We start from the raw sequence: 25,471 nt of genomic DNA, 5'->3' as shown, positions 1-25,471 counted from the left end.
GGGCGCGCCGGAGCCGGTAGCTGTTGGTGCGGCAGGCGCGGCGGTATCGCCCGCAGCAACCCTTCCTGGTGTGAAGGAACAAGGCCGGGATCTGGCGATGGCTGGCGCGCCCGCTTCCCAAGCGCCGGGGCAGGCTGCAAGTGCGGTTGTGGCACCGGCCTCCGGCATGAATTCGCAGGAGCGCCGCAGGCGCCTGACTGAGGTGCGCGCTCGCTTTGCGACGCTGACGGCACAGGGGCCTGACGCCTCGCCCACCGAAGTGATTGCAGCGCTCAACGAACTGGAGTCCCTGTCGCAGGGTGAGCTGGATCCGCGCTATTTTCAGGCATTGCGGGTGATGCTGGAAGGCAGTGCCAAGGTCCAGTCGCTCAACCGCGAACTGAAGACCATCTCCAACAGCCTGGACCCCAAAGACGTGGCCCGGCGTCGCGTCATTCTTGAAGAATTGCCCCGCGTCAGCGAAGCCATGAGCGTTGCGGCCGCCAATGTGCAGACCTATGCGCGCCGGGCCACGCCCGCAGGGAAGGCGCAATGACCTGTGCCGCACTCCGCAGCAACCTCCCCGCGCAACGTGCTGCGCAGGCGGGCTTCACCATGGTGGAGCTTGCCGTTGCGCTGGTGGTGGCGGGGCTGATGTCTTGGGCTGCGTTCAGCGGGTACGAAACCGTGACAGCGCAGCAGCAGATCGAACGGGGCCGGGCCGAAGCACAACAGCTGCAATCCATCGTCCGCGCTTTTGCGCTGCGCCATGGGCGGCTTCCATGCCCTGACAGCAGCGTTGCGGGCACCGGCTACGAGGCACTGACCGCAGGGGTCTGCACCACAGGTACGCAGGTCGGCTGGTTCCCCTATGTGAGCGTGGGGCTGGAGCTTCCGGTGCCGCTGTTGCGTGCGCGCTATTCGGTGTTCCGTGACCCCAATGTCGTGGATACCGCTGATGCAGACCTTGCCTTGGTGAAGGAGCGGACCGGGGACCCTGTGCCTGATCCTTCCAACCCCAATGCCAGTGCCAGTCCCAACTACCGTGATACCACGGACCTGATTGCGGCATTGAACACGGCATCCAGGAAAACGGCGGCAACGGCCAGAACCTACCTCACCGGAGATGGCGGGCCCGCTGGCGCCATTGACTGCGCTGGCAACCTGGTCATGGTTGCGGCCTACTGGGTGATCGTTCCGCTGGATGACAAGGACAACGATGGGAGCCGATTCGATGCCCCCCATGTGCCTGTCAGCACTTGTGCTGCAAGCCCCTCGGCGCCCCTGCGCTTCGGTTCCGACGATGTGGTCGTGGCCGAGTCCCCGGCCCAACTCGCCGGCTGGCTGCGCAAAAGTCTGCCGTAACGGCGTTTGCCTAGATATCTCCCATGCTGACAAACCATTCCAATGCCCACCGCGCACGCACAGCGCCCGGCCGCTCACGCGGGTTCGGCCTCGTGCAGGTGCTGCTGCTGATCTCCGTGATGGCAGGCCTTGCAACCATTGGCTACCTGCAGTGGCGCGAACGCTCGGCCGTGAACACCGCCCGCCAGGAACGCCAGGCCCTTTCGCAAGCAGACCGGGCCCTCATTGCATACGTCACGGTGGCCGGAAGCCTGCCTTGCCCTGACATCGACCGCGATGGTGTGGCGGACTGTGGCGCCGGCAACCAAAGTGGATGGTTGCCAACGGTCACCATGGCCCTGGCGGGTGTCGATGCCGGTGTGGATGTGGGCCAGTTGCGCTACCTCGTGCAGCGTGGGACGGGCACGAACAGCCTGACGGTGCTGGACGACTCCTGGAGGCCGCTGGAGTATGACGAAACCGGTCGCACTTTCGCCACCATGCGCGAGACCACTGCCACGGGCGGCACCTACACGGCCAACGTCCTTACGCTGCCGGACTTCTGCCAGCGGCTGGACGCAGGGCGGGCCATCGCTCCAGCTGCCGGCATGGCGGAGGTGAACGCGACACCTGTCAGGACCGTGGCCTATGCGCTCGTGCATCCGGGCAATGGGGACGCCAATGGCGACGGCAACCTGTTTGATGGAGCCAACACCGGGAGCGACAGCATGGTCGAAGACCCGGGCCGCCGGCCGGTGCTGGCGCTCTACAACGACATCGTGCTGGAGCGTTCACATGCCAGTCTCCTGTCCGCATTCCATTGCCACCCGTTGATCGACTCCATCAACACCATGGCCCTGGGGGTGGATGTGATTGAGCAGGTGCATGGCATGCGTACGGACAATATCGCCTCTGCCAAGGAGGCCGTGGCATTTGCCGCGCTGGGCGCCGCCATCACCGCCGTCGAAACCGGTGCATTGGTTCTGGAAACCATCTCGGATGCCGCCAATACCGTTGTCGACACGGTGACTTGTGCTGCCTCGCTGGGCTTGGCCGTCAACGCCTGTGCCGCCATCGGCATCCACGCGACTGCGACCGCATTGTCGGGAGGGGTCATATACCTCAACATTGCTTCCATCGCCGCAAACGTTGTGGCCGCTGTGATGGCCGGAAACGCGCTGGCCTTGGCCGATGGCAGTGCCGATCTGAGCGCGGTGTGCCCCACCATCGACCTCAGCTCTTCGGTCAATGCGGCCAAGACCGAGTGGGACAATGCCATCGCAGCCAGGCAAGCAAAACAGGCTGCGGTCACGAGCAAAACCAATGACGTGAACAACGCTGACACCAACAGGACCAATGCCATCAACCTGTTGATCGCGTATGTGAGAGCGGGCGCCACTTCCACGAACATCGATGACAGGGTGGCGACCCTGCAGACGGCTGCCACCACCTGGAACGACTACACGGCGGCCAAAACCAGCGCGGACTACCGGATCGCGGACTACCAGGCTGCGGTGACCTCCTGGAGCGGTGAAGTCACGTCCTACGGGAACATGATCACCAACAGAACAGCATTGCTTGCCCAGCTCAATACGGACATCGCCTCGCTGAATGCGCAGATTGCTGTTGCGACCGATCCCGTTGCCAAGGCGGCGCTGCAAAAGACCATGCTGGAGAAGACCTCGCAGCGCACGCTGCTCAATGACCCCGTGGCGCTGCAGGCAGAGTACGACAAGGCCGTGACTGAGCGCAACAACGCCCAGACCAATCTTGCGACCGCCCAGAGCGATCTGGCCGCCGCGCAGGCCAACCTGGGGCCTGCGGCCACGGCTTTCCAAACAGCCTACAACGCTTTGGTTGACGCCGGACCCTACCGGCGCTTCAACGGAGCCACTGAAATCCAGCCGGGTTGCTCTTTGAGCAATGGACTGTGCCCCTTGGGGCCTGTCAACACTTCCTCCAATGTGCTGGCTGGTGTCGTGGATCTGTTTGGTGGATCCAGGACCAGCCCTGACCCGAACGCGAAATTCCTTTTGCCCATCAGGCTGCGCAAGGAACTCGCGATTCTGCAAAGCGAGCTGACAGTGGCCCAGAAGCGGGAAACGGATGCCCAAGCCATCTATCAGCAGCTCAAGACCCAGCAGGACAACCCGCCACCTTGCAACATCACCAACAATGGGGCCGTTACGCCCATGCCGATCGAACGGGCCATGGAAATCCTCCTGCGCGCCGACCAGAAGGGAGGCATCCGATGAAGCGCTTTCTTCTGCACCGGGAGCGCGGCCTGTCCTTGGTGGAACTGGCCGTGGCGATGGCCGTCATCGGTATTCTTGGCGTGCTGGTGTGGCGCTGGGTCGTTTCCACGCGTGAGCCTCTGCAGCGGCCCGCCATGCTGGCCAAGCTGGCGGAAGCCCAGTCGGCCGTGGAAGGTTTCGTGCTTGCCAACAGCACCATGCCGTGCCCTGCTTCAGATGCCCAGGGGGTCCAGGCCTGCGGCGATGCCGACGCGGTGTTCCTGCCGTGGCGCACCCTGGGCCTGGGCAGCCAATTCAACCAGATCCACTACGGCGTCAACCGCGGTGGGTCCATGGACCTGGCGCTCAATACCGCGACCGCCCCAAAACTGGCTTCCCCGGACTTGTATATCGAGTTCACCGGCCTTGCTGTGCCCGCGCACCAGACGGGGCTTACACCGAGCGCAGGTGTGACCTCCGCCTTGGCGAATGCGACCAGTGCCATTGGCAGGGCAAAAAATACCCGCCGCGCCGTGTTCAACGGCCTGGACTGGTGCGCCGTGCTGCGCCAGTACGCTGCCAACCCCACGGCGACAGGTGCGCTGTCGGCGGGGAATGCAACGGATTCCATTCCCGTGGCTTACGTCCTCGTGCACCCCGGTGAGAACAACCGTTTTGATGGCAACAATGCCGCAGGCGCCAATCCTGCGTGGAAATTCGATTTTCCAGGCCGCCCCCAGACCCACGATTTCGACGATCTGAGCCTGGCGGTCGGTCCATCCGACCTGAACGCACGCATTGGATGCGCGGCCCGCCTGAGCGAAATGCAGGCGGCGGCGCAGGGGGCCTATGCCGCTTACGACACTGCACGGGTGATGCAGGAGTATTGGTCTCTGCGATTGTTCGACATCACAGCATCAGAGTCTGCCGTCCAAAGCGCAGAGACGGGTGTGGCGGTTGCCGCGATGGGCTTGGCACTTGCGACGGCCGGGGGGGTGCTGAGCATTGCGTCGGCCGCGAACACCGAGGGGGTGACCGCCTTTACCGTTGCGATTGCCGCCGTGAACCTGGGCGCATCGATTGCTGAAACCGTGCTTGCGGCCCAAGCGCTGACTGCTGCACAAGCGGCACTGGAGGTCTCGCGGCAGAAGCGCATCGCTGCGGACACCTACGCTATCCAGGTCTACGAGTCGTTCACGAATGCCCTCACCGATGCCATCAATCTGGACGAGAAAGGGCTCAATCCATGAAGCGCAAAGTGAGGGGCTTTACTCTCGTCGAACTGTCGGTGGTGCTTCTGGCCCTGGGGATCATCCTGCCTGCTGCGGTGATCCTTTGGCAGCTGGCTGAGCGCCAGCGCGTCACGTCGGTGCAGATAACGGCGCAGCAGCAGGCGCGCGATGCCCTTGTGGGCTTTCTGCATGCCAATTACCGCCTGCCTTGCCCTGCGGCGGACGCCAACGGCGTGGAGGCCTGCTCCGACGGCGCGGGGCTGCGCCAGGTGGGTTTCCTGCCGTGGCGGGCGTTGGGGATTCCCAGCCTGGAGGCAAAGGCGTTGCGTTATGGCGTCTACCGCCAGCCCAATGCGGCAACCGCGCAACTGGACCAGGACCTGGCTGTTGCCCGTGACCGAATGAACCCGTTGCGCATTCGCACGCCAAAGCCCCGGCCTCAAAATGCGGATGGTCCCAACGCCACCGCGCCGCCCATTCCCCAGTCCACGGCGGTCCTGCTGGGGGCGACCCAGCCCGCGACCCAATCCGCGCCGCCTGCGGCTCCCATCTTCAATCCCTTGTGCGATGCCGCCAACGGTCCGCCGTGCCCGCTGGCAGGCAAGTCGACCACGCTGGTCGACGCCTGCCTTGCGTTGAACCTGGGGAGCGTCGTCATCCCTGCGCCTGCCGGAGGCCTCGCCACCACGCTCGGTGGCGTGAGGCGTTCGGTGGCGTTCGTGATCGCAGCGCCGGGCATGTTGGACGCCAACGGCGATGGGCAATCGTTCGATGGAGCGAATGCCACCGCCACCAGTGCTGCGCCGACCTTTGAGGCACCCGCAACGCGCGTCACCAACACCTACGACGACATCGTGATGGCTGCCAGCCACGCGGAGTTGTTTGCCGAATTGCATTGCGGTGCCGCGTTGTCCGCAATCTCCCACGCCCACTTCAACGCGGCCATGGGTGCTTTTGTGATTGAACGCTCGTTGTACGACTACCGTGACCAGTTGTTCATCTCCGTCAAGCTGGCAGAAGCCGACGTCGCAGCCGCTGCCGCAGGCATTGCAGGTGCTGCCGCAGGCGTGCTCGATGCCGCCAAGGAAATGGTGTCTGCCGTCGGCGACACCACCTACAGCGCCGGTGTCCGGTCTGCTCAGATCGGATTGGCTGCTGGGGGCATTGTGGCCGCGGGGATCAGCGTGGGACTGGCGGCATTCGCTCAGGTTGACGCGATTGCGTCGTTGGCCGAGGCCAAGGAAGTGCACAAAGACTTTGCCGAACGGACCACCGCCATGACAGACCTGTCGATCTCGATCAACAACAACACACTGATAGCCGATGCGATTGGCCATTGATTTCACGCTTACAGAGTCGCCTACCATGACCTCACTTCACATTGCATCCAGTTGCCGCACCCGTGTGCGCCGCCAGCGTGGTTTCTCGCTTTTGGAGCTGAGCGTCGTTCTGGTCGTCATCGGCCTGTTGATCGGCGCCGTGGCCGTGGGGCGCGATCTGCAGCGCTCTGCGGCCAACCAACGCCTGTCCACGGACTTCATCCAGGGCTGGCAGTTGGCGTACGAGGCCTATTTCAACGGCGTGGGACGGCCGCCTGGTGACAACGCGCTAGCGCCCACGGGCCGGGTCAACGGTGCGGTAGCGCCTGCCGGCCAGATACTGTGCGGGGCTAACATGATGAATGCCTTTTTGGCAGCAGGCATTCGCATACCCACTGGCCGTACCGAGGGCCAGCAGGATCGCTATGTGTATTTGGACAGCAACGGCAACCCACAGGAGGTTCAGGTGTGTTTCCAGAGCGTGAATTGGTCGGAGCCCGCAGCGGCAGTTGGACGTTACACAGCCCTACCGCGCAATGTAATGGTGGTTAGTAACGTCACCTATTCTCTGGCTGGTGCATTGGATCAGCAGATTGACGGCCGCAGTGACGCTCGTTTCGGTAGTTTCCGAGAGCTGAACCTGGCCGCCAATGTCGCTGACGATCATCCTGGCGCCGTCTGGCCACTCAATGACACCCAGGCTTTTGACCCTGCTATAGCGGCGGGTCTTGACGAATCTCAGGTGCGGGTCGCCACCGCATATTTCAAAATGACGCGCTGAGGGCGACTCTCCGTGCCTGCTGACGCAGGCCCGAGAGGGCATCACACCCCCGCCAGCTGAAACCTCTGGTCAAAGTTCATCTTCCCCAGCACCTGCAGCGCAGCGGCAAGCAGGTTACCGTCCACCTTGCTGATGTCCAGGCTGTAGCGGCGCTCGGTGGAGACCACGTCCACGCTCTTGCTGCCCCATTGCACGGCGACCAGCGGGGCAGGGCGGGTGCCCATGCCTGCGCCCACGAACACGCCGCGCTGCTCGGGGCGCAGCATGAACTCCAGCCGCGGCGTGCGTTTGAGCGTTAGGCGGTCTGCCCCCTGGGGGCCGAACGCAAACGAGACGACCCAGTCGTCTTCGTCTTCCACGGTCAGGATCGGGACACGCTGGGGTGGTGGCATGGTGGGCGGTGTTGATTGCTCGGCCGGCCCTGGTGGGGCCAGCAAGCCGGGCGGCGGTCAGTATGCCGTGCAATAGCCATGCCAGAAGAGGGGCGAACCCGAAGTTGGGTGTATCCAACGCTGTGCCGTGATTTGTCAGCAAAATGCAAGGACTGGCCCGGCGGGTTTCCCCAGGATGGGAGGCGAGGGCGTGGTATTGCACCAGGATGTTGCGCTCCCCCGCGTGCCGGGCCCGGTTTCAGCCCAGCGCCAACTCCCGCGCCAGCCGCCCCACGGTGGCCAGTGCCTCCTCAAAGCGCTCCTGCGCCGGGTGGCCGTAGTTGATGCGCACGCAGTGGGCAAAGCGCTGGTCGGCTGAGAAGATCTGCCCCGGCGCCAGGCTGATGCCCTGGGCCAGGGCCTGGCGGTGCAGGGCAAGGGCGTTGACCGACGCCGGCAGCTCCACCCACAGAAAGTACCCACCCTCGGGCCGCGACACCCGCGTGCCGGCCGGGAAATGCCGGGCGATCACCGCCAGCGCACGCTCCTGCTGCCGGGCCAGGCTGCGCCGCAGCTGGCGCAGGTGCCGGTCATACCCGCCCTGGGCCAGGTACTCCGACAGCGCCTGCTGCGATGGCGTGGCCGCCGCCAGCGTGGTCATGAGTTTGAGGCGCTGCACGGCGGTGGCAAAGCGGCCCGCCGCCACCCAGCCCACGCGGTAGCCGGGCGCCAGGCACTTGCTGAACGAGCTGCAGTGCATCACCAGCCCCTCGGTATCGAAGGCCTTGGCCGGGGGCGGGCGCTCGGGGCCAAAGTGCAGTTCGCCATACACGTCGTCCTCGATCAGCGGCACCTGGTGGCGCGCCAGCAGGGCCACCAGGGCGCGCTTGCGGCCCTCGGGCATCAGGCTGCCCAGCGGGTTCTGAAAGCTCGGCATCAGCCAGCAGGCCTTGACCGGGTGGCGCGCCAGGGCCTCGGCCAGTGCAGCCAGGTCGATGCCCTCGCGCGGGTGGGTCGCCACCTCCACGGCTTTCAGGTTCAGCCGCTCCAGCGCCTGCAGCGCGGCGTAGAAGGTGGGCGATTCGACCACCACGATGTCACCCGGCCGGGTCACGGCCTCCAGGCACAGGTTGAGCGCCTCCATGGCGCCGTTGGTGATGATGATCTCGCCCATGTCCACCGCCGTGCCGTGCAGGCCATAGCGCAGCGCGATCTGCTGGCGCAGGCGCTCGTCCCCGGGCGGCAGGCTCTGCACGATGCTCCAGGGGTCGAGCTTGCGCATGCCACTCGACAGGCAGCGCGCCAGCCGCTCGAAGGGGAACAGCTCCAGCCCCGGGAAGGCCGAGCCCAGCGGCACCAGGTCGCGGTCGCGTGCCGAGCCCAGCACCTCGAACACCAGGTCGCTGATGGCAACGCCGGTCGATCCTGCCGCCGGCTGCGAGGGCAGGGGCTCGGCCGGGGGCTGCTGTCCGGCGGTGGCAGGCAGGTGCGTGCTGACGTAGTAGCCCGAGCGCGGGCGCGCATGGATCAGGCCTTGCGCCTCCAGCAGGTAGTAGGCCTCGAACACCGTGGAGGGGCTGATGCCCCGGGTGCGGCTGGCCTCGCGCACCGAAGGCACGCGGTCGCCCGGGCGCAGCGCACCGCTGTGGATGAGCTGGGCGATGGCATCGGCGTGGCGTTCGTAGCGTTTCAAGGGAAGTATTGTTCTAGTACAAACTGATCTGTATTTTTAACCAGAAACTGAATCTGTACTGTTTTTTAAAGGGGGCGTAGAGTCGCTTGCGTGTACTGGCCTACCGTGTACCTTCAAAACAAACTTCGCCCCATGATTGATCGTTTGCGCAGTGTGCTGCGCCCCGTTGTCCCGCTGTGGATGGCTGCCACCCTGGGCTGCGGCCTGGCGGCTGCGCAACCTGCCACCCCGCCCGCGCCTGTGGCGGCCACCACCGTGTCCAGCGGCATGGCGTCGCGCGTACTGGCCTGCGTCACCTGCCATGGCAAGGAGGGCCGCGCCACGCCAGAGGGCTACTTCCCGCGCATCGCGGGCAAGCCGGCCGGTTACCTAGCCAACCAGCTTCTCAACTTCCGCGAGGGGCGGCGCAGCTACCCGCAGATGACCAGCCTGATCGAGCACCTGACCGATGACTACCTGCGCGAGATGGCAGCCCACTTCGCTGCGCTCGACGTGCCCTATGCCCCACCGCCCGCACCCCAGGCACCACCCGCTGTGCTGGAAAAAGGCCGCCTGCTGGTGCTGCAAGGCGATGCGGCGCGCGGCATTCCGGCCTGCGTGCAGTGCCACGGCCAGGCCATGACGGGGGTGAACCCCTTCATCCCCGGCCTGCTGGGCCTGCCGCGCGACTACCTCAACAGCCAGCTCGGCGCCTGGAAGACCGGCCAGCGCCGCGCCCATGCGCCCGACTGCATGGCCGATATCGCGCGCCAGCTCACGTCCGAGGACGTGAGCGCCGTATCTGCCTGGCTGGCCGCCCAGCCCGTGCCCGGCGGTGGCAAGCCAGCGGCCCGCCTGGGCCAGCCCATGCCTGCGCGCTGCGGCGGGGTGGACGGCGTGCCCGTGGCCGCACGCTGAGGGGGATGCCATGAGAACACGCACCATCCTCCGTTCCATCTCCTTCACCCTGGCTGCGCTGGGCATTGCCGCAGCCACCGTGATCACCCTGAACCTGCGCGGCGAAGAACCGTTGCCATCCACCCCCGAAGCCTTTGCCTCTACCCCCGAACAGGTGGCGCGCGGCGAATACCTGGCGCGCGTGGGCAACTGCATGGCCTGCCACACCATGCAGGGCGGGGCGGCGTTCGCGGGCGGGCGCGGTATCGAGACACCCTTTGGCGTGGTGCACAGCTCCAACCTCACGCCCGACAAGGCCAGCGGCATCGGCCAGTGGTCGTCTGCCGAGTTCTGGCGCGCCATGCACCATGGCCGCTCGCGCGATGGGCGGCTGCTGTACCCGGCGTTCCCGTACCCCAACTACACCCAGGTCACGCGCGAGGATTCGGACGCCATCTACGCCTACCTGCAGAGCAGGCCCGCCGTGGACCAGGCCAACCGGCCGCATGCGCTGGGCTTTCCGTACAGCACGCAGGCGGCGCTGGCCGTCTGGCGGGCGTTGTTCTTCGCACCGGGCACGGCAGTGGTCGCCCCCATGCAGACGGCCGAGTACAACCGCGGCGCCTACCTGGTCAACGGCCTGGGCCACTGCACGGCCTGCCACACGCCGCGCAACGCCTTGGGCGCCACCAGCGACGCCATGGCCTTCAACGGCGGACTGATCCCGGTGCAGAACTGGTATGCCCCCGCGCTCAATGCAGCGGCCGAAGCCGGCGTGAAGGAGTGGCCGGTACAGGACGTGGTGGCCCTGCTCAAGACCGGCGTGGCACCCCACGGCTCGGTGATGGGCCCCATGGCCGAGGTGGTGTTCCGCAGCACCCAGTACCTCACCGATGCCGATGCGCGCGCCATGGCGGTCTACCTGCAGGACCTGCCGCAGCACACCGTGTCGCCACCACCCGCTGCGCCACCCGGCGCATCGGCCATGGCGCGCGGCGCCAAGGTCTACGAGCAGCAGTGCGCCCAGTGCCATGGCGACCAGGGCCAGGGGCAGGGCGGGCCCGGCGCCTTCCCCGCGCTGGCCGGCAACCGCGCCGTGGTGCTGGCCGACACCACCAACCTGGTGCGCGTGGTGCTGCAGGGCGGCTACTTGCCGGCCACGGCCGGCAACCCGCGCCCGCACGGCATGCCGCCGTTTCGCCATGTGCTGACGGATGAGGACGTGGCCGCTGTCGCCACCTTCGTGCGCAACAGCTGGGGCAACCAGGCTGCGGCGGTGGGCACCATCGAGGTCTACCGCGCCAAGGAACGGCGCGGCATGTAGGCTCAGGCGCCCAAGGGGTGCGCCTTCATCAGCGCCATGTACGACTCGGGCTTGATGTTGGTGTAGTTGGGCACATCGGCCGTGAGCACCGGTGCGGTCTGCTGCGCCGCTGCCTGGGCCTGTTCCACCGTCTCGAAGAAGGCATTGGTCAGCGCCACCACTTGGCCAGGGCGTGGCGGGCCGGGGTACATCACGCGGTCGCTCTCCAGCCGCACCAGGCCCAGCGGGCCCAGGGCCTCGCGCGCAATGCGCATGTGCTCGCCGTGGTAGTAGTCGTGGTCGAACGTGGCACCGTCATGCCAGCGGTACAGGGCCGTGATCTTGATCATGCAGGGATCTCCACAAAGAATGGGCTGCCGGAGTGGCCGCCGTGCCGTGCACGTTAGGGGGCACCTTGGCGGTGAGCAGCCGCCTGCGCGACACGCATGCCCGCGCCTGTCACCCAGGCATCAGTGCGCTGGATTCCTCTTCGTCGGTCTCGCCGAGGAAACCGCCGCTCTGGTGGCCCCACAGCCGCGCATACACGCCGCCCTGAGCCAGCAGTTGCGCATGCGTGCCCTCTTCGATGATGCGCCCGGCATCCAGCACGATCAGCCGGTCCATGGCCGCGATGGTGGACAGTCGGTGGGCAATCGCGATCACCGTCTTGCCCTGCATCAGCCCGTCCAGGCTCTGCTGGATGGCCGCCTCCACCTCGGAATCGAGGGCGCTGGTGGCCTCGTCGAGCAGCAGGATGGGCGCGTCCTTGAGCATCACGCGCGCAATCGCCACGCGCTGGCGCTGCCCGCCCGAGAGCTTCACGCCGCGTTCGCCCACATGCGCCTCGTAGCCGGTGCGGCCCTGCAGGTCGCTCAGCGTGGCGATGAATTCTGAGGCCTCGGCGCGCTGGGCGGCGGCCTGCAGGTCCTCTTCGCTCGCATCGGGGCGGCCGTAGAGGATGTTGTCGCGCATGGAGCGGTGTAGCAGCGAGGTGTCCTGCGTGACCATGCCGATGGAGCGGCGCAGGCTGTCCTGCGTCACGTGGGCGATGTCCTGCCCGTCGATCAGCACCCGGCCCGAGCGCACGTCGTGAAAACGCAGCAGCAGGTTCACCAAGGTGGACTTGCCGGCGCCGGAGCGGCCGATCAGCCCGATCTTCTCGCCGGGGCGGATGGTCAGGTTCAGTTGGTCGATCACTGGGCGGCCATTGTTGCCATAGGCAAAGGTCGCATCCTCGAACTTCACTTCGCCCTGCGTCACCTGCAGCGGCTTGGCATCGGGCGCGTCCACCACGGCACGCGGGCGCGTCAGGGTGTTGATGCCGTCCTGGATGGTGCCCACGCTCTCGAACAGCGTGGTCATCTCCCACATCACCCAGTGGGCGTGGCCCGATACGCGCAAGGTCATCGCCGTCACGGCGGCCACGGCGCCGGCGCCCACCTGGCCCAGCGACCACAGCCACAGGGCCGTGCCGCAGGCGCCCAGGATCATGCCCACCACCAGGATGTGGTTGACGATCTCGAACTGGCTCACCAGGCGCATCTGGGCATAGCCGGTGAGCTTGAAAGCGTCCATCGCGGCGCGCGCGAACTCCGATTCGCGCCGCGTGTGCGAGAACAGCTTCACCGTGGCGATGTTGGTGTAGGCGTCGGTGATGCGCCCCGTCATGGCCGAGCGCGCATCGGCCTGCGCCTTGCCCACCTTGCCCAGGCGCGGCACGAAGTACCAGCAGGCCAGGCCGTAGGCCACCATCCAGAGTACGAAGGGCGCCAGCAGGCGCACGTCGAACCCCGCCAGCAGCGCCAGGATGGTCACCAGGTACACACCCATGCCGATCACCACGTCGGTGGTGGTGAAGATCATGTCGCGCACCGCCAGCGCGGTCTGCATGATCTTGGTGGTGATGCGGCCCGCGAACTCGTCGGCATAGAAGGCCATGCTCTGGCCCAGCATCAGCCGGTGAAAATTCCAGCGCAGGCGAAGCGGGAAGTTGATGGCCAGCACCTGGTGCTTCACACTGGTCTGCAGCGCCACCAGGGCCACCGAACCGAGCAGCAGCACGGTGATGCCGATCAGCTCCGTGCGGCGCTCGGCCCACAGGGCCGCGGGCGATACGCTGGAGAGCCAGTCCACCACATGGCCGAGCACGGCGAACAGCAGCGCTTCGTAGACCGCAATCGCTGCCGACAGGGCCGCCATGGCCACCACGTGGCCGCGCAGGCCGCGCGTGCCGTCCCACACGAAGGCCATGAAGTCCTTGGGTGGCAGGTGGGGTTCCTCGATAGGGTAGGGGGCTACGCGTTTCTCAAAAAATCCGAACAATGGGAGGGCTCCTTGGCGCGTGCCGCAGGCACGTTCTTTTGACCACATGGTAAGTGCCCTTGTGACCCGGCGCACCGGCAGGGGCATTGGGGCGAGGCGCGATGGGCGGGCACTGCATAGAATCCGCCCCCATGCACACCCGTCCCGCGTACTTTGCGTCTATCGATCTTCCCGAGCCCCTGGGGGGCCTGGCCGCATGACGGCGCTCGCGCCCTGGACCTGGGCCATCATCGGCGTGGCCACCGCAGCGGTCATCGTGCGGCCCTGGCGCCTGCCCGAGGCGGTATGGGCCGTGGCCGGCGCAGCGCTGCTGCTGGCCTGTGGCCTGCTCACGCCCGCGCAGGCCTGGGCGGGCGTGCTGCGCGGGCACGACGTCTACCTGTTCCTGGCCGGCATGATGCTGCTGTCCGAACTCGCCCGGCGCGAGGGCGTGTTCGACTGGCTGGCCACCCTGGCGGCGCGCCAGGCCAGGGGCTCGGGCCGGCGCCTCTTCGTGTGGGTGTATGCGGTGGGCACGCTGGTCACGGTGTTCCTGTCCAACGACGCCACCGCCGTGGTGCTGACCCCGGCCGTTTTTGCCGTTGCGCGGGCGGTAGGCGCCTCGCCCTTGCCCTACCTGTTCATCTGTGCCTTCATCGCCAATGCGGCGAGCTTCGTGCTGCCCATCTCCAACCCGGCCAACCTGGTGGTCTGGGGCAGCGGCATGCCCTCGCTGGCGCACTGGCTGGCGCTGTTCGCGCTGCCTTCGCTGGCGTCCATCGGTGTGACCTATGCGGCGCTGCGCTGGGTGCTGCGCAGCAGCATCCCCGAAAACATTGCCACCACCGTGCCCGAGCACCCCCTGGGCCTGGGCGGTCGGGTGGCTGCAGGGGGCTTGGCGGTCTCGGTGGTGGTGCTGGTGGCCTGCGCCTGGCTGCGCATCCCACTGGGCTGGCCCACGCTGGGTGCTGCCCTGGGCACGCTGGCGCTGCTGGCCTTTGTATGCGGGCGCGCGCCCTGGCAGGCGCTGCGCTCCGTCTCGTGGGATGTGCTGCCCCTGGTGGCGGGGCTGTTCATCTTCGTACAGGCGCTGGAGTTGACGGGCGTGGTGGGCCTCATGGCGGGCGCACTGCGCAACGCCGCCACAGCCTGGCCGCAGGGCGCGGGCACGCTGCTCGGCGCCCTGCTGGGGGTGGCGACCAACCTGGTCAACAACCTGCCTGCGGGCTTGCTGGCCGGGGCCTCGCTCGACGCCGCATCCGCATCAAGCACCGTGCGCGCGGCCGCACTGATCGGCATCGACCTGGGGCCGAATCTCTCGGTCACGGGCTCGCTGGCCACCATCCTGTGGCTGGCCGCGCTGCGGCGCGAGGGCCTGCACGTGGGGGCCTGGCAGTTCCTCAGGCTCGGGCTGGTGGTGATGCCGCCCGCCTTGCTGTCAGCGCTGCTGGTGCTGCAGGCGGCGCACTCGCTGCACCTGCTGACGCCCTGAGGGGCAGATCCGCATCAGAGCAGGAACACGACTGCCACGGTTGCCACGCCCAGGGCCAGGTTCACGCCCACCAGGGTGCGGATGGACGCCAGCGCCTTGCCGCCCGCTGGCCAGTCCGCAGCCGCCACGGCGATCTTGAGCCGCTTGAACAGCGCAAAGCGGATGTGGCCATAGACCGCCATCATCACCAGTCCGATGGTGGCCATGATGGTCCACGACAGCGGCATGGCAAAGCGCCCGCCCGTCTGCGCGGCCATGCGCGCGACGTTGCCGATCATCCACAGGCCCGAACCCAGCACCAGCACCACGGCCACCGACACGGCGGCGAAGAAGCGCTGCAGAACATCGTGCATCAGCTTAACGCGCTGCGGTGGCTCCAACGACAGCGTGGCCGGGCGCAGGAAGAAGTGGGCGAAGACCATGCCGCCGATCCAGACGATGAGGGACAAGACGTGGACGAACTTGAGCGCGGCGTAGAGCATGGCGGGCGGGCAGGGCGTGGGGCCCTGGTAATGGTTGTAGTGGCCCGATTGTGCGGGCACGGGCGCCGGCCTGCCCGGAGGCCGTGCATGCCAAGGGGATTACACCTTCGCCAGTACCTGCGCGATGAACGGCCCCTTGGCCTCGGTGTAGCCCTCGCGGTCATGCCGGTACTGCAGAGCCAGCTGGTGCTTGAGCGCCGCATAGCGTGCGGTCAGATCGGTACTGCCCCGCAGCGCATCGCGAAACTCCAGGCGCTGGTGCCACAGGGTGCTGCCAAGCGGCACCAGGTGCAGGTGGTGGGTGCGGTGCGCGGGACTGGGCTTGCAGAACCAGTGCAACTGCTCCGGCTTGTAGGGGTAGTACAGGTAGTTGAGCGCGCTGGCCGCGGCGATCGCCGCAGTTGACTCTGCCAGCGAGTGCACTGGTGCCATGATGTCGATGATGGGCTTGGCGGGCAGTCCCGGTACGGCGGTACTGCCGATGTGCTCCACAGGCCCTGCCAGCCACGGCGCCAGCATTTCTTGCAGCAGGCGGCGCTCGGCGTCGAACAGGGCGGGCCACGCGGGGTTGTATTCCACCAACTCAATCGGTTCGTCGCGGGTGCTGGATGCTGCAGAGTGGTTCATGGGGCAGGTACAAGGCGTCAGCCGCGCAGGAACCAGCGGGCCACCCTGGGCACCAGCAGGGCCAGGGCCAGCAGTGCGCACCACACCGCCACATAGCACCAGCCTGCTGGGCCCGAGTGGCCCAGGGATTCCCAGCCGGTTGCCGCCTCCACCCACGACCACCAGGGAAACAGCAGCAGCGTGAGCACCGGCCCCGCGGGCAGCACCCAGGCCAGGGTGATCAGCCCACGCACTAGCAGCCCGTGGCGAGGCTGCCGGGGCGCGCCCTCATGGGCAGGTGGTCGGAACTGGGGCTGCATAGTCCCCATTCTGGCCTCAGGTTTGCTGCCTGGCTACGGCTACGGCTACGGCTACGGCTACGGCTGGGGGAGGGGGCGACTGCGGAGGCGGTGCCGTATGCACCTGGTTGCCACCGTTCTTCTTGGAGACATACATGGCTTCGTCTGCATGCACCAGCAGGTGGTGCTCCTCGCGGCCATGGTCGGGGTAGATGGCCACGCCGATGCTGGGCTGCGTGTGCACAGGGCGGCCTTCCAGGTCGAAAGGGGGGCCAAATGCTGCCAGGATCTTCTCGGCCATGGCATGGGCATGCTCGCGCGCATGGCCGCCTTCAAGCAGCACCACGAACTCGTCGCCGCCGATGCGCGCCACGGTGTCCGAGCCGCGCACGCATTCGAGCAGGCGCTGGGCCACCCGCTGCAGCAGCAGGTCGCCCATGGCGTGGCCCAGGGTGTCGTTCACCTCCTTGAAGCGGTCCAGGTCGATGAACATCAGCGACAGCAGGCTCTGGTCGCGCCGCGCGCGGGCCAGTGCGGTCTTGAGCCGGTCCAGGAACAGCTGGCGGTTGGGCAGGTGCGTGAGCTGGTCGTACTGCGCCATGTGCGCCAGGCGCTCGTGCATCTGCTTGCGTTCGATGGCCGCCGCGACCTGCGTGGAGACGAACTGCAGCAGCTCCTTGTCCTTCTCGGTGTAGGGCGCATGCTCGGTGTAGCCCTGCAGCACCAGGGCACCGATGGCGCCGTTGTGCGTGTGCAGCGGTGCGCCCAGCCAGTACAGGGGCGCGCCTTCATCGTCCGCAGGTAGCAGGTGCGCGGGCAGGGCGGCGCGGGTGCCGGGTGTGAGCAGCAGCGACTGCCCGCTGCGGATGACCTCTGCACACAGGGCATCGTCAGCCAGCGCCAGGGTGCCGGGCGCGGGGTGGCGCTCGTTGACGTGGTAGGGATAGCTCAGCACGTTCTGGGCTGCGTCGTAGAGCACCACCGAAAAGTTCACGGCCGCCAGCAACTGCCCGATGACCTGGTGGATGTGTTCGAACAGCGCAATCAGGTCCTTGGCGGTGTGGGCCGCCTCCGAGATGGCATAGATGGCTGCGTGCATCACCTCGATGTTCTTGCGCTCGGTGATGTCGTGGGCCACGGCCAGGCGCACCTGCCGCTCTTCTATCCAGCGCGCTGTCCAGCGGATGTGCGCAATGCGGCCATCCTTGCGCACGTAGCGGTTCTCGAAGTGCAGCTGCAGCTCTCCCTGCATGACGGCCTGTGCCTGGCGCTCCGTGGTGCCCCGGTCTTCGGGGTGCACCAGGTCCAGCATGCGCAGACCCACGGCCTCGTCGGGAGGGTAGCCAAAGATGCGCTCGAACGCCGGGCTCACGAAAATGATGCGGCTGTCCGCATCCACGATACAAACCGCGTCGAGCAAAAGATCGACGACGTTCAGGGAAGAAATGCTTTGCATGGGCAGGGCAGCCATCGAGGGCAATGCGTGCAGAGAAGCACTTTGGAGCCATTGTGCAGCCACACAAAGACATGTGTGACAAGTTGTTTATCAAATGCTCTTTTATTGATAGCTTAAAGCCGTTGAACAGCGGCCCAAAGACCGGCATTTTTGCAACCTGCGCGATGGTGTCCTGTGCGTCCCGCTGTGCCAAGGCCGATCCTGTTGTGAGGTCTTGTGCCGGTGCGCGCTACTCCCCACGGCCCCAGGGGTTACCCGCAGACGCATTGCATAATCGCGAATCAATCGCATTCGTAAATTTCCCCAGGATTCCATGGCCACCAGCACTGCTTCCCGTCTGCACGTTGTTTCGCGCATTGCCGCAGGCACGCTGGGCAGCTATGCGTTCACCTGGGGCTTCATTGCGTTGGGCATCGGCCTGCTGTTCGCGGCGGGCATGCCGTTCCACGATGCCGAGGCACTGGGCTACATCCTGGGCTTCATCGTGCTGCTGGTGGCTTTTCTCTGGGCCTTTTGCGCCGCCAGCCTGGTGCGTGTCTGGCTGGTGCTGGCCGGTGGCGGCGCCCTGATGGCAGGGGCTGGGTCCCTGGTCCAGAAGGCCCTGCTCTGATCCTTTTTTGCGGTGCGGCCCCGAAGAGAGGGATCGCGCACCAGGAGATTGTTCGATGTTCCCAAATTTCCGGCTGACCATGGCCTGGCTGCACACCTGGTTCGGCCTGGTGCTGGGCTTCGTGCTCATGGTGGTGTTCTTCTTCGGCTCGCTCTCGGTGTTCGACCGCGAGATCGACCGCTGGGCCATCCCCGGCACGCGCTTCGAACCGCAGCCCATGCCCTCGTTCGACAGGATCCTGCTGCCGGTGTTCCAGGACCTGAAGCCCACGCCCGAGGCCATCGAGCAGGCGCGCAGCCGCGTCAACGGCCCCATGGCCGAGAGCTTCCCGGTGAAGCGCTGGGGCGCCTACACCACCCACCGCGACCCGGTGCTGGGCATCTTCTCAGGCCATGAGCTGCCCAATGCCAAGAACAAGGACGATGAGGTCTTCGGCATCCGCACCATCGACCCGCGCACCGGTGCCTCGCTGCCCGATGACCACCTCAAGATCGGCAGCCAGTTCTTCTACCCACTGCACTACAGCCTGCACCTGGAGTGGAAGAACCTGGGCTACTGGATCGTGGGCTTCGCCGCCCTGGTGATGATGGTGGTGCTGATCAGCGGCGTGGTCATGCACCGCAAGATCTTCCGTGAGCTGTTCACCTTCCGCCCGAAGAAGCACACCCAGCGCAGCGCGCTCGACCTGCACAACCTGACGGGCGTGGTGGCGTTGCCGTTCCACTTCATCTTCGCGCTGTCGGGGCTGGTGATCTTTGGCGGCATCTACTTTCCCGTCACGCACACCCAGCTCGAACCCCTGCACGAACTGCATGAAAAACACGAGGCAAAGGAAACCGGCCTGCCGCACGAGAAGGCCGGCGTGCCTGCCACGCTGGCGTCGGTGGACGCCATGGTGGCCGAGGCCCAGCGCCGCTGGGCCGCCAAGGGCATGGCCGGCGACGTGGGCTTTCTGGCCGTGCAGCACGTGGGCGACGCCAATGCCTACGTCAGCGTCTACCGCGCCGGCACCGACCGGGTGACGCTCACGGGCGAGGGCATCCACTTCAAGGGCTCCACCGGCGAGTTGATCCGCGAAGACCCGCCTGTGACGGTGGTGGCCGGCATCAACAACTTCCTCACCGGCCTGCACCTGCAGCACTTTCGCCACTGGCTGCTGCGCTGGCTGTATGTGCTGGGCGGCCTGTCGGGCTGCGTGTGCATTGCCACGGGCTTCATCTTCTTCGTGGAAAAGCGCAAGCGCCAGCATGCGAAACAGGCCGTGAGCGGCGCGCGCTGGGTGGATGCCTTCGCCGTGACCACCGTCACCGGCATGCTCATCGCCACCTTCTCCATGCTGATCGGCAACCGCCTGCTGCCCACCGACCTGCCGGCGCGGGGCAGCGTGGAGCAGTACCTCTTCTGGGGCGCCTGGGTGCTGGCCTGTGCGCACGCCATCTGGCGCACCGCTCCTATGGGCGAAGGGCGCATGTCCCCGGCCTGGGCCGAGCAGTGCTGGGCCGCAGCCGCGCTGGCCGTGGCGGCCGTGCTGCTCAACTGGGTGACCACGGGCGACCACCTGCTGCGTACCATCGGCAACGGCTACTGGCCCGTGGCCGGGGTGGACCTGGCGCTGCTGGCCGCCGCAGCGCTGGCCGTGGTCGCGGCCCGCAGGCTCCGGCGCCGCGCGCTGGGCCCCTCCGTACAGGCCAAGGCAGCTCGCTCGCCAGAGGTGGCCAATGCCTGACTCGCTGCTCTATGCCGTGGCCCTCGTGGCGAACCTGACCGGTCTGGCCTGGCTGGCCCTGTCGATGGACGTGCATTGGGAGCAAGTGCGAGGCCCGGTGCCGCCTGCGCGTGGCTCCGTGGTGCTGCTGCGCTGGCTGGGGGCTGCGGTGGTGGCCGCCTCGCTGGCGGTGTGCCTGTCGGTGGACCATGGCTCCATGGCCTCGCTGGTCTGGTTCATGGTGCTGGCCGGCTCGGCGCTCACCATTGCCTTCACCCTGGCCTGGAAGCCGCGCCTGCTGGCGCCGTTGGTGGCCTGGGTGCCGGCGACCGCGCCCCACTGAGATGACAGACCCACCCTGCGCCTGGACGGCGTGGGTGGGTTCACCCCCAAAAGGCTGGCGAACAGGCAGGGCCGTGGGCTACCCTGCCGGCCGTTCGATCACTCCAGCTTGAGTTTCTGCTTGGCTACCACGCCCTTGTACAGCTCGAACTCGGCTTTGGTCTGTGCTGCGAATTCCTGCGGGGTGTTGCCCACCACCAGCGAGCCGGTGTCCTCAATGCGCTTCTTTACCGCCGGGTCTTCCAACGTCTTCTTCACGGCCTGCGAGATGCGCTCCACCACGGCCGGTGGCAGGCCCTTGGGGCCGTGGATGCCGTAGAAGGCCATGCGGTTCACGGGCTCGAAGCCCACTTCCTTGAAGGTCGGCACTTCGGGCAGCGAGGCCAGGCGCTGCGGGGCGGCCACGGCAATGGCGATCAGGCGCTTGTCCTTGATGAAGGGCAGGGCGGAGGGCAGGTTGTCGAAGATCATCGGCACCTGGCCCGATACCGCGTCGTTCAGCGCCGGGCCTGCGCCCTTGTAGCCGATATGCTCCAGGTCCAGGCCGGTCAGTGACTTGAACAGTTCCATCTGCAGGTGGCCGATGCCGCCTGTGCCCGAACTGGCGAACGAATACTTGCCGGGGTGGGCCTTCACCTCGGCCATGAAGCCCTTGAAGTCCTTGCCCGCAAAGCTCGGGTGCACGGCCAGCACATTGGGCGTGGCGGCCATGTTGACGATGGAGGTGAAGTCCGTGAGCGGGTTGTACTTGGCCGCAGGGTTGATGGCCGGGGCCGATGCCACGGTGGACACGGTCGCCACGCCCAGCGTGTAGCCGTCGGCTGGGGAGCGCGCGATCTCGGTCGCGCCCACCACGCCGCCGGCACCGGCCTTGTTGTCCACCACCACGGGCTGGCCCAGGGCCGTGCCCAGTGACTGGCTGACCACGCGGGCCACGATGTCGGTCGTGCCGCCGGGGGCAAAAGGCACGATCAGCCGCACGGGCTTGTTCGGGTAGTCCTGTGCCAGCGCGGGGGCTGCGCCAACGAGCAGGCCAGCGGCAATGGCCACGGCGCTGCAGAGCTTGAAAGAAGGTTGTGTCGATGTCATGTGTTGTCTCCGGACGGGTTGTGGTGCGAAAAGGCCGGGCTGCGTTGGCCGCAATGCCCGCCCTGGGCTTTTTGCAGCTTGTGTGCCAGGCGCTGCCGTGCGGCACCTGGCGGGCCGCCAGGCCGCGCCGCCATTGGGTTTGGCCCACGGGGGCCGGCATGGAAATCCATGCGCTGGTCCGTAAAAACTGGCGGATTTCCACACGAAAACCCCCGGTTTGTGCGGATTTTCAGACAGCGCCCCTTGTCAACCGGGTATCGCCTTGCCTGCAGGGTGCGGGGAGCGCCGCACAATGCGGGCAAGGCTGCCGCGCAATGGCAGTGCCGTTGACCTTCTGTTGCCGATCCGTTTGAAACCCACCCGTTCGCTGTTGACTTCCGGCCTGGCGCTGTTGGCCTGCGTGTTCGTGGGTGCGCTGGCCTACCGCTGGTCGCTCGACGCCCAGCTGTCTGGGCAGCAGCGCGCCGCCAGCCAGCGGCTGGCCTTTGCGGCCCAAAGCCTGGAGTCGCTGCTGCAGCGCAACGAGGCGCTGCCCGCGCTGCTGGCGCTCAACAGCCGCACCAACCTGGCCCTGCAGCGGCCCGATCCGCAGAACCTGCAGGCCGCCAACGCCTACCTGGCATCTGCTGTGGCGCTGGCCGACGTGGACACGGCCTATGTGATGAACACCGAGGGCCTGACGCTGGCTGCCAGCAACTGGAACCAGCCAAGCAGCTTCGTCGGCCAGAACTACCGCTTTCGCCCCTATTTCGAGGCCGCCATGCAGGGCCGCATCGGGCGCTTCTTCGGCGTGGGTGTGACCACGGGCAAGGCGGGTTACTTCATGGCGTCCGCCCTGCCACCCGAGGCGCCCGCGCCCGGCGTGGTGGCGGTCAAGATCTCGCTCGACGCCTTCGAGGCGGCGCTGGCCGATGGCGGCGACACCGTGCTGTTGGCGGACAGGGAGGGCGTGGTCTTCGTCAGCACCGAGCGCGCCTGGCGCTACCGCACGCTGGCCCCCCTGCCGGCCGAGGTGCGCACCCGCCTGCAGGGCGTGCAGCAGTATGGCAACCACCCGCTGACCCCCTTGCACGCCGAGGCATCCCTGCCTGCCGACGGCGACACCCTGCGACTGCAGCAGGCCGGGCATCTGCGCGACTTCAGCGTGGCGGCGCGCAGCGTGGGCCCGCTCGGCTGGCAGATGCTGCTGCTGGCCGACCAGCGCCCGGCCCGGCAGGAGGCGCTGGTCGCCGGCCTGGCGGGCGGCCTGTGCGCAGCGCTGGTGTTGGGCCTGGCGCTGCTGCGCCGGCTCGACCGGCTGGGCCGAGCCGAGCGTGCCGCCAGTGCCGAGCGCCTGCGCGAGGCGCACGGCATGCTGGAGGTGCAGATCGCCCAGCGCACCCGCGAGATCACCGCCGCCAATGCCGCGCTGGAAGACCGCGTGCGCGACCTGCAGCAGGCCGAACAGATCGTGCGCGGCACCCGTGACACGGCGGTGCAGGCCGGCAAGCTCGCCGTGCTGGGCCAGATGGCCGCAGGCATGAGCCATGAGCTGAACCAGCCCCTGGCCGCCCTGCAGACCCTGTCGGACAACGCCATCGCCCTGCACCAGCGCCAGCGCGGGGATGACGTGGCCGAGAACCTGCGCCTCATCAGCCAACTGGCCGGGCGCATGGGCCGCATCGTGCGCCAGCTCAAGAGCTTCGTGCGCAAGGAGCCGCCGGCCCTCAGCCCCTGCAGCGTGCGCGAGGCGCTGGACCATGCACTGCTGCTGCTGGCCCCGCGCTGCCAGGCGGTGGATGCGCAGATCGCCGTGGCTGACTTCGACGAGGCGCTGTGCGTGCTGGCCGATGCCACGCGGCTGGAACAGGTGCTGGTGAACCTGCTGCGCAACGGGCTCGACGCAGTGCAGCACCAGGCGGTGCGCGAGGTGCGCTTTGCCGTGCAGGTGCAGGCCGATGGGCGCGTGCTGCTGCGCGTGGCCGATACCGGCCGCGGCATGGACCCCGAGGTGCAGACCCACCTGTTCGAGCCCTTCTACACCACCAAGGCGGGCGAGGGCCTGGGCCTGGGGCTGGCCGTGTCGCGCATCATCGTCGAAGGCATGGGGGGCACGCTGGCGGCGTCCAACCTGCCGGAGGGCGGTGCCGAGTTCACCGTCCGCCTGCCCCGGGCTGCGGGCGTTGCAGCTCAGGGCAAGGCCGCCCACCCCGCCACACAGGACCTTCCATGAACCTTTCTGCGGCAGACCCACCGACCGTCTACCTCGTCGAAGACGACGCCATGGTGCGCCGCGCCTACGCGCAGGCGCTGTCGCTGGCCGACATCGAGGTGCGCGCCTTCGCCAATGCCCAGGCCGCGCTCGACGCCTTCGGCCAGGACCGGCCGGCCGTGGTCGTCACCGACATCCAGATGCCGGGCATGAGCGGCATGGACCTGCTGCGCACCCTGCGTCCGCTGGACGCCGACCTGCCCGTGGTGCTGGTCACCGGCCATGGCGACGTGGCCCTGGCCGTGGACGCGATGCGCGACGGCGCCTACGACTTCATCGAAAAGCCGTTTTCGTCCGAGCACCTGGTGGCCACCGTGCGGCGTGCGTTGGAGCGCCGGGCCCTGGCCGAGGAACTGCGCGTGCTGCGCGAGCGCAACCCGCGCGATGCCCTGGCCACGCTGGTCGGCCCATCGCCCGGCATGGCCGAGGTGCGCCGCCTGGTGGTGGCCCTGGCACCGCTCAGCGTGGACGTGCTGCTGCACGGTGAGACCGGGGCCGGCAAGGAGGTGGTGGCCCGCGCGCTGCATGCGGCCAGCGGGCGCAGCGGGCCGTTCGTGGCGATCAACTGCGGCGCGCTGCCAGAAAGCATCATCGAGAGCGAGCTCTTCGGCCACGAGCCCGGCGCCTTCACCGGCGCCACGCGCCGGCGCATCGGCAAGATCGAGCATGCCAACCAGGGCACGCTGCTGCTCGACGAGATCGAGTCCATGCCGCAGGCCCTGCAGATGCGCCTGTTGCGCGTGCTGCAGGAGCGCGAGATCGAGCGCCTGGGCAGCAACCTGAGCGTGCCCATCACCTGCCGCGTGGTGGCCGCGTCCAAGGTCGACCTCAAGGCACTGGCCGTAGAGGGCCAGTTCCGCGCCGACCTGTACTACCGCCTGCACGTGGCCAGCATCGCCATACCGCCGCTGCGCGAGCGCCCGCAGGACATCCCCGTGCTCATGGCCCACTTCATCGCCCAGGCCGCCGCCCGCCATGGCCGGCCCGCGCCCGCATGGACCGACCGCGACCTGGCCGCCTGGCTGGCCCACGATTGGCCTGGCAATGTGCGCGAACTGCGCAACGCCGCAGAGCGCCTGTGCCTGGGCTTGCCCATGGAGCCGCTGGGGGCGGGTGATGCGTCAGCCCCCTCACTGGCCGCCCGCGTGGACGCCTTCGAACGCAAGCTGCTGCGCGACACCCTGCGCCTGACCCAGGGCAACGTGGCCCGCGCGGCCGAGATGCTGCAGATGCCGCGCAAGACCGTGTACGACAAGTTGCAGCGCCATGGGCTCATACCGGGGGATTTCGCTGCGCGCCAAGGGGCGGGGGCGTAGCTCTATATATAAGAGAGCAAGGGGAGGGTTCTGGGGCGCAGTTCTTCCATCGCAGGCAAAGGCGCAAATTCCTCGGGTTTTCCCTGCCACCCCTCAAAAGTAGTGCTATAGTCGAGGGCTTCGCTACCAAGACCTCTGTTCACAGAAGTCGGTCAGCAGAAGGTACTGCCCCGGTAGTGCTTTCGGCGGTTTGGGTAGACCGAAGCAGACTTTGCAAAAAGTTGGGGCCTTTGAGAAAAGCGAGCAAAAACTCGGTATACAATCAAAGGCTGCGCTGAGAAGAGCTGGTTGCCGAAAGGTGGTCAGGGTTTCGAGGTGCTGGGGGTGGATGAAGACGCCAAGCGGCTTCAAAAACTTCCAAAAAGTTTGACGGAACTTAAAAAACCGTGC

Annotated in this window: 23 protein-coding genes; 14 read left to right on the top strand and 9 right to left on the bottom strand. The window is 67.1% G+C overall.

What is annotated here, in order from left to right; translation table 11 throughout:
• The 6 genes from ASE31_RS29945 to ASE31_RS29920 all read left to right on the top strand — a co-directional run.
• Window positions 1-535: hypothetical protein (locus ASE31_RS29945; RefSeq protein ID WP_057207084.1), on the top strand; the 535-nt coding region annotated here is incomplete at its 5' end.
• A complete protein-coding gene (locus ASE31_RS29940) occupies window positions 532-1,344 on the top strand; it encodes a prepilin-type N-terminal cleavage/methylation domain-containing protein (RefSeq protein WP_057206784.1) in 813 nt (270 codons plus the stop codon). The genes ASE31_RS29945 and ASE31_RS29940, both read left to right, overlap by 4 nt.
• 23 nt (window positions 1,345-1,367) lie before the next feature.
• Window positions 1,368-3,578, top strand: coding sequence for a hypothetical protein (locus ASE31_RS29935; RefSeq protein WP_057206782.1), 2,211 nt, complete (start codon window positions 1,368-1,370; stop codon window positions 3,576-3,578).
• Complete coding sequence (locus tag ASE31_RS29930; RefSeq protein ID WP_057206781.1) at window positions 3,575-4,807, top strand: type II secretion system protein; 1,233 nt, start codon at window positions 3,575-3,577, stop codon at window positions 4,805-4,807. The genes ASE31_RS29935 and ASE31_RS29930 overlap by 4 nt, the downstream gene beginning before the upstream one ends.
• Window positions 4,804-6,129, top strand: coding sequence for a type II secretion system protein (locus ASE31_RS29925; protein WP_057206779.1), 1,326 nt, complete (start codon window positions 4,804-4,806; stop codon window positions 6,127-6,129). The genes ASE31_RS29930 and ASE31_RS29925 overlap by 4 nt, the downstream gene beginning before the upstream one ends.
• Before the next feature lie 25 nt (window positions 6,130-6,154).
• A complete protein-coding gene (locus ASE31_RS29920) occupies window positions 6,155-6,889 on the top strand; it encodes a prepilin-type N-terminal cleavage/methylation domain-containing protein (RefSeq protein WP_057206777.1) in 735 nt (244 codons plus the stop codon).
• A gap of 41 nt (window positions 6,890-6,930) precedes the next feature.
• Here the strand turns inward: ASE31_RS29920 and ASE31_RS29915 are convergent, their stop codons facing one another.
• Both ASE31_RS29915 and ASE31_RS29910 read right to left on the bottom strand, forming a co-directional pair.
• On the bottom strand, window positions 6,931-7,281 hold the full coding sequence (locus ASE31_RS29915; RefSeq protein WP_057206775.1) for a hypothetical protein: 351 nt from the start codon (window positions 7,279-7,281) through the stop codon (window positions 6,931-6,933).
• A 238-nt stretch (window positions 7,282-7,519) separates the two neighbouring features.
• Window positions 7,520-8,953, bottom strand: a complete 1,434-nt coding sequence (locus tag ASE31_RS29910) for a PLP-dependent aminotransferase family protein (RefSeq protein ID WP_057206773.1) — start codon at window positions 8,951-8,953, stop codon at window positions 7,520-7,522.
• 132 nt (window positions 8,954-9,085) lie between these two features.
• Between ASE31_RS29910 and ASE31_RS29905 the strand changes: the two genes are divergently transcribed.
• Both ASE31_RS29905 and ASE31_RS29900 read left to right on the top strand, forming a co-directional pair.
• Window positions 9,086-9,850: a c-type cytochrome gene (locus tag ASE31_RS29905; RefSeq protein ID WP_057206771.1), complete on the top strand. Its 765-nt coding sequence runs from the start codon at window positions 9,086-9,088 to the stop codon at window positions 9,848-9,850.
• Window positions 9,851-9,860: 10 nt separating this feature from the next.
• On the top strand, window positions 9,861-11,153 hold the full coding sequence (locus ASE31_RS29900) for a cytochrome c (RefSeq protein WP_057206769.1): 1,293 nt from the start codon (window positions 9,861-9,863) through the stop codon (window positions 11,151-11,153).
• A 2-nt stretch (window positions 11,154-11,155) separates the two neighbouring features.
• Here ASE31_RS29900 and ASE31_RS29895 read toward each other — a convergent pair whose 3' ends face one another.
• Window positions 11,156-11,482: an EthD family reductase gene (locus ASE31_RS29895; protein WP_057206767.1), complete on the bottom strand. Its 327-nt coding sequence runs from the start codon at window positions 11,480-11,482 to the stop codon at window positions 11,156-11,158.
• Between the two features lie 109 nt (window positions 11,483-11,591).
• Entirely contained in the window at window positions 11,592-13,454 is a 1,863-nt protein-coding gene (locus ASE31_RS29890; RefSeq protein ID WP_057206765.1) for an ABC transporter ATP-binding protein, read from the bottom strand.
• 196 nt (window positions 13,455-13,650) lie between these two features.
• Here ASE31_RS29890 and ASE31_RS29885 point away from each other — a divergent pair, with 196 nt between their 5' ends.
• Window positions 13,651-14,925 carry an arsenic transporter gene (locus ASE31_RS29885; RefSeq protein ID WP_057206763.1) on the top strand — a complete coding sequence of 425 codons (1,275 nt, stop codon included), beginning with the start codon at window positions 13,651-13,653 and terminating at the stop codon, window positions 14,923-14,925.
• 14 nt (window positions 14,926-14,939) lie between these two features.
• On the opposite strand, the gene ASE31_RS29880 is transcribed toward ASE31_RS29885, so the two are convergent.
• From ASE31_RS29880 to ASE31_RS29865, 4 genes are all read right to left on the bottom strand, one after another.
• Window positions 14,940-15,407, bottom strand: a complete 468-nt coding sequence (locus tag ASE31_RS29880; RefSeq protein WP_057207081.1) for a CopD family protein — start codon at window positions 15,405-15,407, stop codon at window positions 14,940-14,942.
• A 99-nt stretch (window positions 15,408-15,506) separates the two neighbouring features.
• Window positions 15,507-16,034 (bottom strand): GrpB family protein, encoded by a 528-nt coding sequence (locus ASE31_RS29875; RefSeq protein ID WP_082604441.1) that lies wholly within the window; start codon window positions 16,032-16,034, stop codon window positions 15,507-15,509.
• Window positions 16,035-16,051: 17 nt separating this feature from the next.
• Window positions 16,052-16,267 carry a hypothetical protein gene (locus ASE31_RS29870; RefSeq protein WP_057206761.1) on the bottom strand — a complete coding sequence of 72 codons (216 nt, stop codon included), beginning with the start codon at window positions 16,265-16,267 and terminating at the stop codon, window positions 16,052-16,054.
• Window positions 16,268-16,349: 82 nt separating this feature from the next.
• Window positions 16,350-17,768, bottom strand: coding sequence for a diguanylate cyclase domain-containing protein (locus ASE31_RS29865; RefSeq protein WP_057207078.1), 1,419 nt, complete (start codon window positions 17,766-17,768; stop codon window positions 16,350-16,352).
• A 313-nt stretch (window positions 17,769-18,081) separates the two neighbouring features.
• Here ASE31_RS29865 and ASE31_RS29860 point away from each other — a divergent pair, with 313 nt between their 5' ends.
• From ASE31_RS29860 to ASE31_RS29850, 3 genes are read left to right on the top strand one after another with little or no spacing between them, the layout of a single operon-like run.
• Window positions 18,082-18,378: a hypothetical protein gene (locus ASE31_RS29860; RefSeq protein ID WP_057206759.1), complete on the top strand. Its 297-nt coding sequence runs from the start codon at window positions 18,082-18,084 to the stop codon at window positions 18,376-18,378.
• 55 nt (window positions 18,379-18,433) lie between these two features.
• Window positions 18,434-20,104, top strand: a complete 1,671-nt coding sequence (locus ASE31_RS29855) for a PepSY domain-containing protein (RefSeq protein WP_057206756.1) — start codon at window positions 18,434-18,436, stop codon at window positions 20,102-20,104.
• Complete coding sequence (locus tag ASE31_RS29850) at window positions 20,097-20,426, top strand: DUF3325 domain-containing protein (RefSeq protein WP_057206754.1); 330 nt, start codon at window positions 20,097-20,099, stop codon at window positions 20,424-20,426. The genes ASE31_RS29855 and ASE31_RS29850 overlap by 8 nt, the downstream gene beginning before the upstream one ends.
• Window positions 20,427-20,524: 98 nt before the next feature.
• Here the strand turns inward: ASE31_RS29850 and ASE31_RS29845 are convergent, their stop codons facing one another.
• Window positions 20,525-21,514 (bottom strand): tripartite tricarboxylate transporter substrate binding protein BugE, encoded by a 990-nt coding sequence (locus ASE31_RS29845; RefSeq protein ID WP_057206752.1) that lies wholly within the window; start codon window positions 21,512-21,514, stop codon window positions 20,525-20,527.
• A gap of 349 nt (window positions 21,515-21,863) precedes the next feature.
• Between ASE31_RS29845 and ASE31_RS29840 the strand changes: the two genes are divergently transcribed.
• A complete protein-coding gene (locus tag ASE31_RS29840) occupies window positions 21,864-23,726 on the top strand; it encodes an ATP-binding protein (RefSeq protein WP_057206749.1) in 1,863 nt (620 codons plus the stop codon).
• Window positions 23,723-25,081 (top strand): sigma-54 dependent transcriptional regulator, encoded by a 1,359-nt coding sequence (locus ASE31_RS29835; RefSeq protein WP_057206747.1) that lies wholly within the window; start codon window positions 23,723-23,725, stop codon window positions 25,079-25,081. The genes ASE31_RS29840 and ASE31_RS29835 overlap by 4 nt, the downstream gene beginning before the upstream one ends.
• Window positions 25,082-25,471 lie beyond the last annotated feature (390 nt).

The organism is Acidovorax sp. Root217 (genome assembly GCF_001428645.1).
Lineage (GTDB): Bacteria > Pseudomonadota > Gammaproteobacteria > Burkholderiales > Burkholderiaceae_C > Acidovorax.
Note: the sequence above shows the minus strand (reverse complement) of the source record. Positions and strands in the feature narration are given on the sequence as shown.

What these genes read in the sequence shown, in the direction of transcription:
- ASE31_RS29850 (WP_057206754.1), top strand. Translation starts at nt 20,097, where the DNA reads ATGCCTGACTCGCTGCTCTATGCCGTGGCCCTCGTGGCGAACCTGACC.
- ASE31_RS29880 (WP_057207081.1), bottom strand. Translation starts at nt 15,407, where the DNA reads ATGCTCTACGCCGCGCTCAAGTTCGTCCACGTCTTGTCCCTCATCGTC.
- ASE31_RS29930 (WP_057206781.1), top strand. Translation starts at nt 3,575, where the DNA reads ATGAAGCGCTTTCTTCTGCACCGGGAGCGCGGCCTGTCCTTGGTGGAA.
- ASE31_RS29875 (WP_082604441.1), bottom strand. Translation starts at nt 16,034, where the DNA reads ATGAACCACTCTGCAGCATCCAGCACCCGCGACGAACCGATTGAGTTG.
- ASE31_RS29835 (WP_057206747.1), top strand. Translation starts at nt 23,723, where the DNA reads ATGAACCTTTCTGCGGCAGACCCACCGACCGTCTACCTCGTCGAAGAC.
- ASE31_RS29940 (WP_057206784.1), top strand. Translation starts at nt 532, where the DNA reads ATGACCTGTGCCGCACTCCGCAGCAACCTCCCCGCGCAACGTGCTGCG.
- ASE31_RS29860 (WP_057206759.1), top strand. Translation starts at nt 18,082, where the DNA reads ATGGCCACCAGCACTGCTTCCCGTCTGCACGTTGTTTCGCGCATTGCC.
- ASE31_RS29900 (WP_057206769.1), top strand. Translation starts at nt 9,861, where the DNA reads ATGAGAACACGCACCATCCTCCGTTCCATCTCCTTCACCCTGGCTGCG.
- ASE31_RS29865 (WP_057207078.1), bottom strand. Translation starts at nt 17,768, where the DNA reads ATGCAAAGCATTTCTTCCCTGAACGTCGTCGATCTTTTGCTCGACGCG.
- ASE31_RS29905 (WP_057206771.1), top strand. Translation starts at nt 9,086, where the DNA reads ATGATTGATCGTTTGCGCAGTGTGCTGCGCCCCGTTGTCCCGCTGTGG.
- ASE31_RS29915 (WP_057206775.1), bottom strand. Translation starts at nt 7,281, where the DNA reads ATGCCACCACCCCAGCGTGTCCCGATCCTGACCGTGGAAGACGAAGAC.
- ASE31_RS29920 (WP_057206777.1), top strand. Translation starts at nt 6,155, where the DNA reads ATGACCTCACTTCACATTGCATCCAGTTGCCGCACCCGTGTGCGCCGC.
- ASE31_RS29845 (WP_057206752.1), bottom strand. Translation starts at nt 21,514, where the DNA reads ATGACATCGACACAACCTTCTTTCAAGCTCTGCAGCGCCGTGGCCATT.
- ASE31_RS29935 (WP_057206782.1), top strand. Translation starts at nt 1,368, where the DNA reads ATGCTGACAAACCATTCCAATGCCCACCGCGCACGCACAGCGCCCGGC.
- ASE31_RS29885 (WP_057206763.1), top strand. Translation starts at nt 13,651, where the DNA reads ATGACGGCGCTCGCGCCCTGGACCTGGGCCATCATCGGCGTGGCCACC.
- ASE31_RS29925 (WP_057206779.1), top strand. Translation starts at nt 4,804, where the DNA reads ATGAAGCGCAAAGTGAGGGGCTTTACTCTCGTCGAACTGTCGGTGGTG.
- ASE31_RS29895 (WP_057206767.1), bottom strand. Translation starts at nt 11,482, where the DNA reads ATGATCAAGATCACGGCCCTGTACCGCTGGCATGACGGTGCCACGTTC.
- ASE31_RS29855 (WP_057206756.1), top strand. Translation starts at nt 18,434, where the DNA reads ATGTTCCCAAATTTCCGGCTGACCATGGCCTGGCTGCACACCTGGTTC.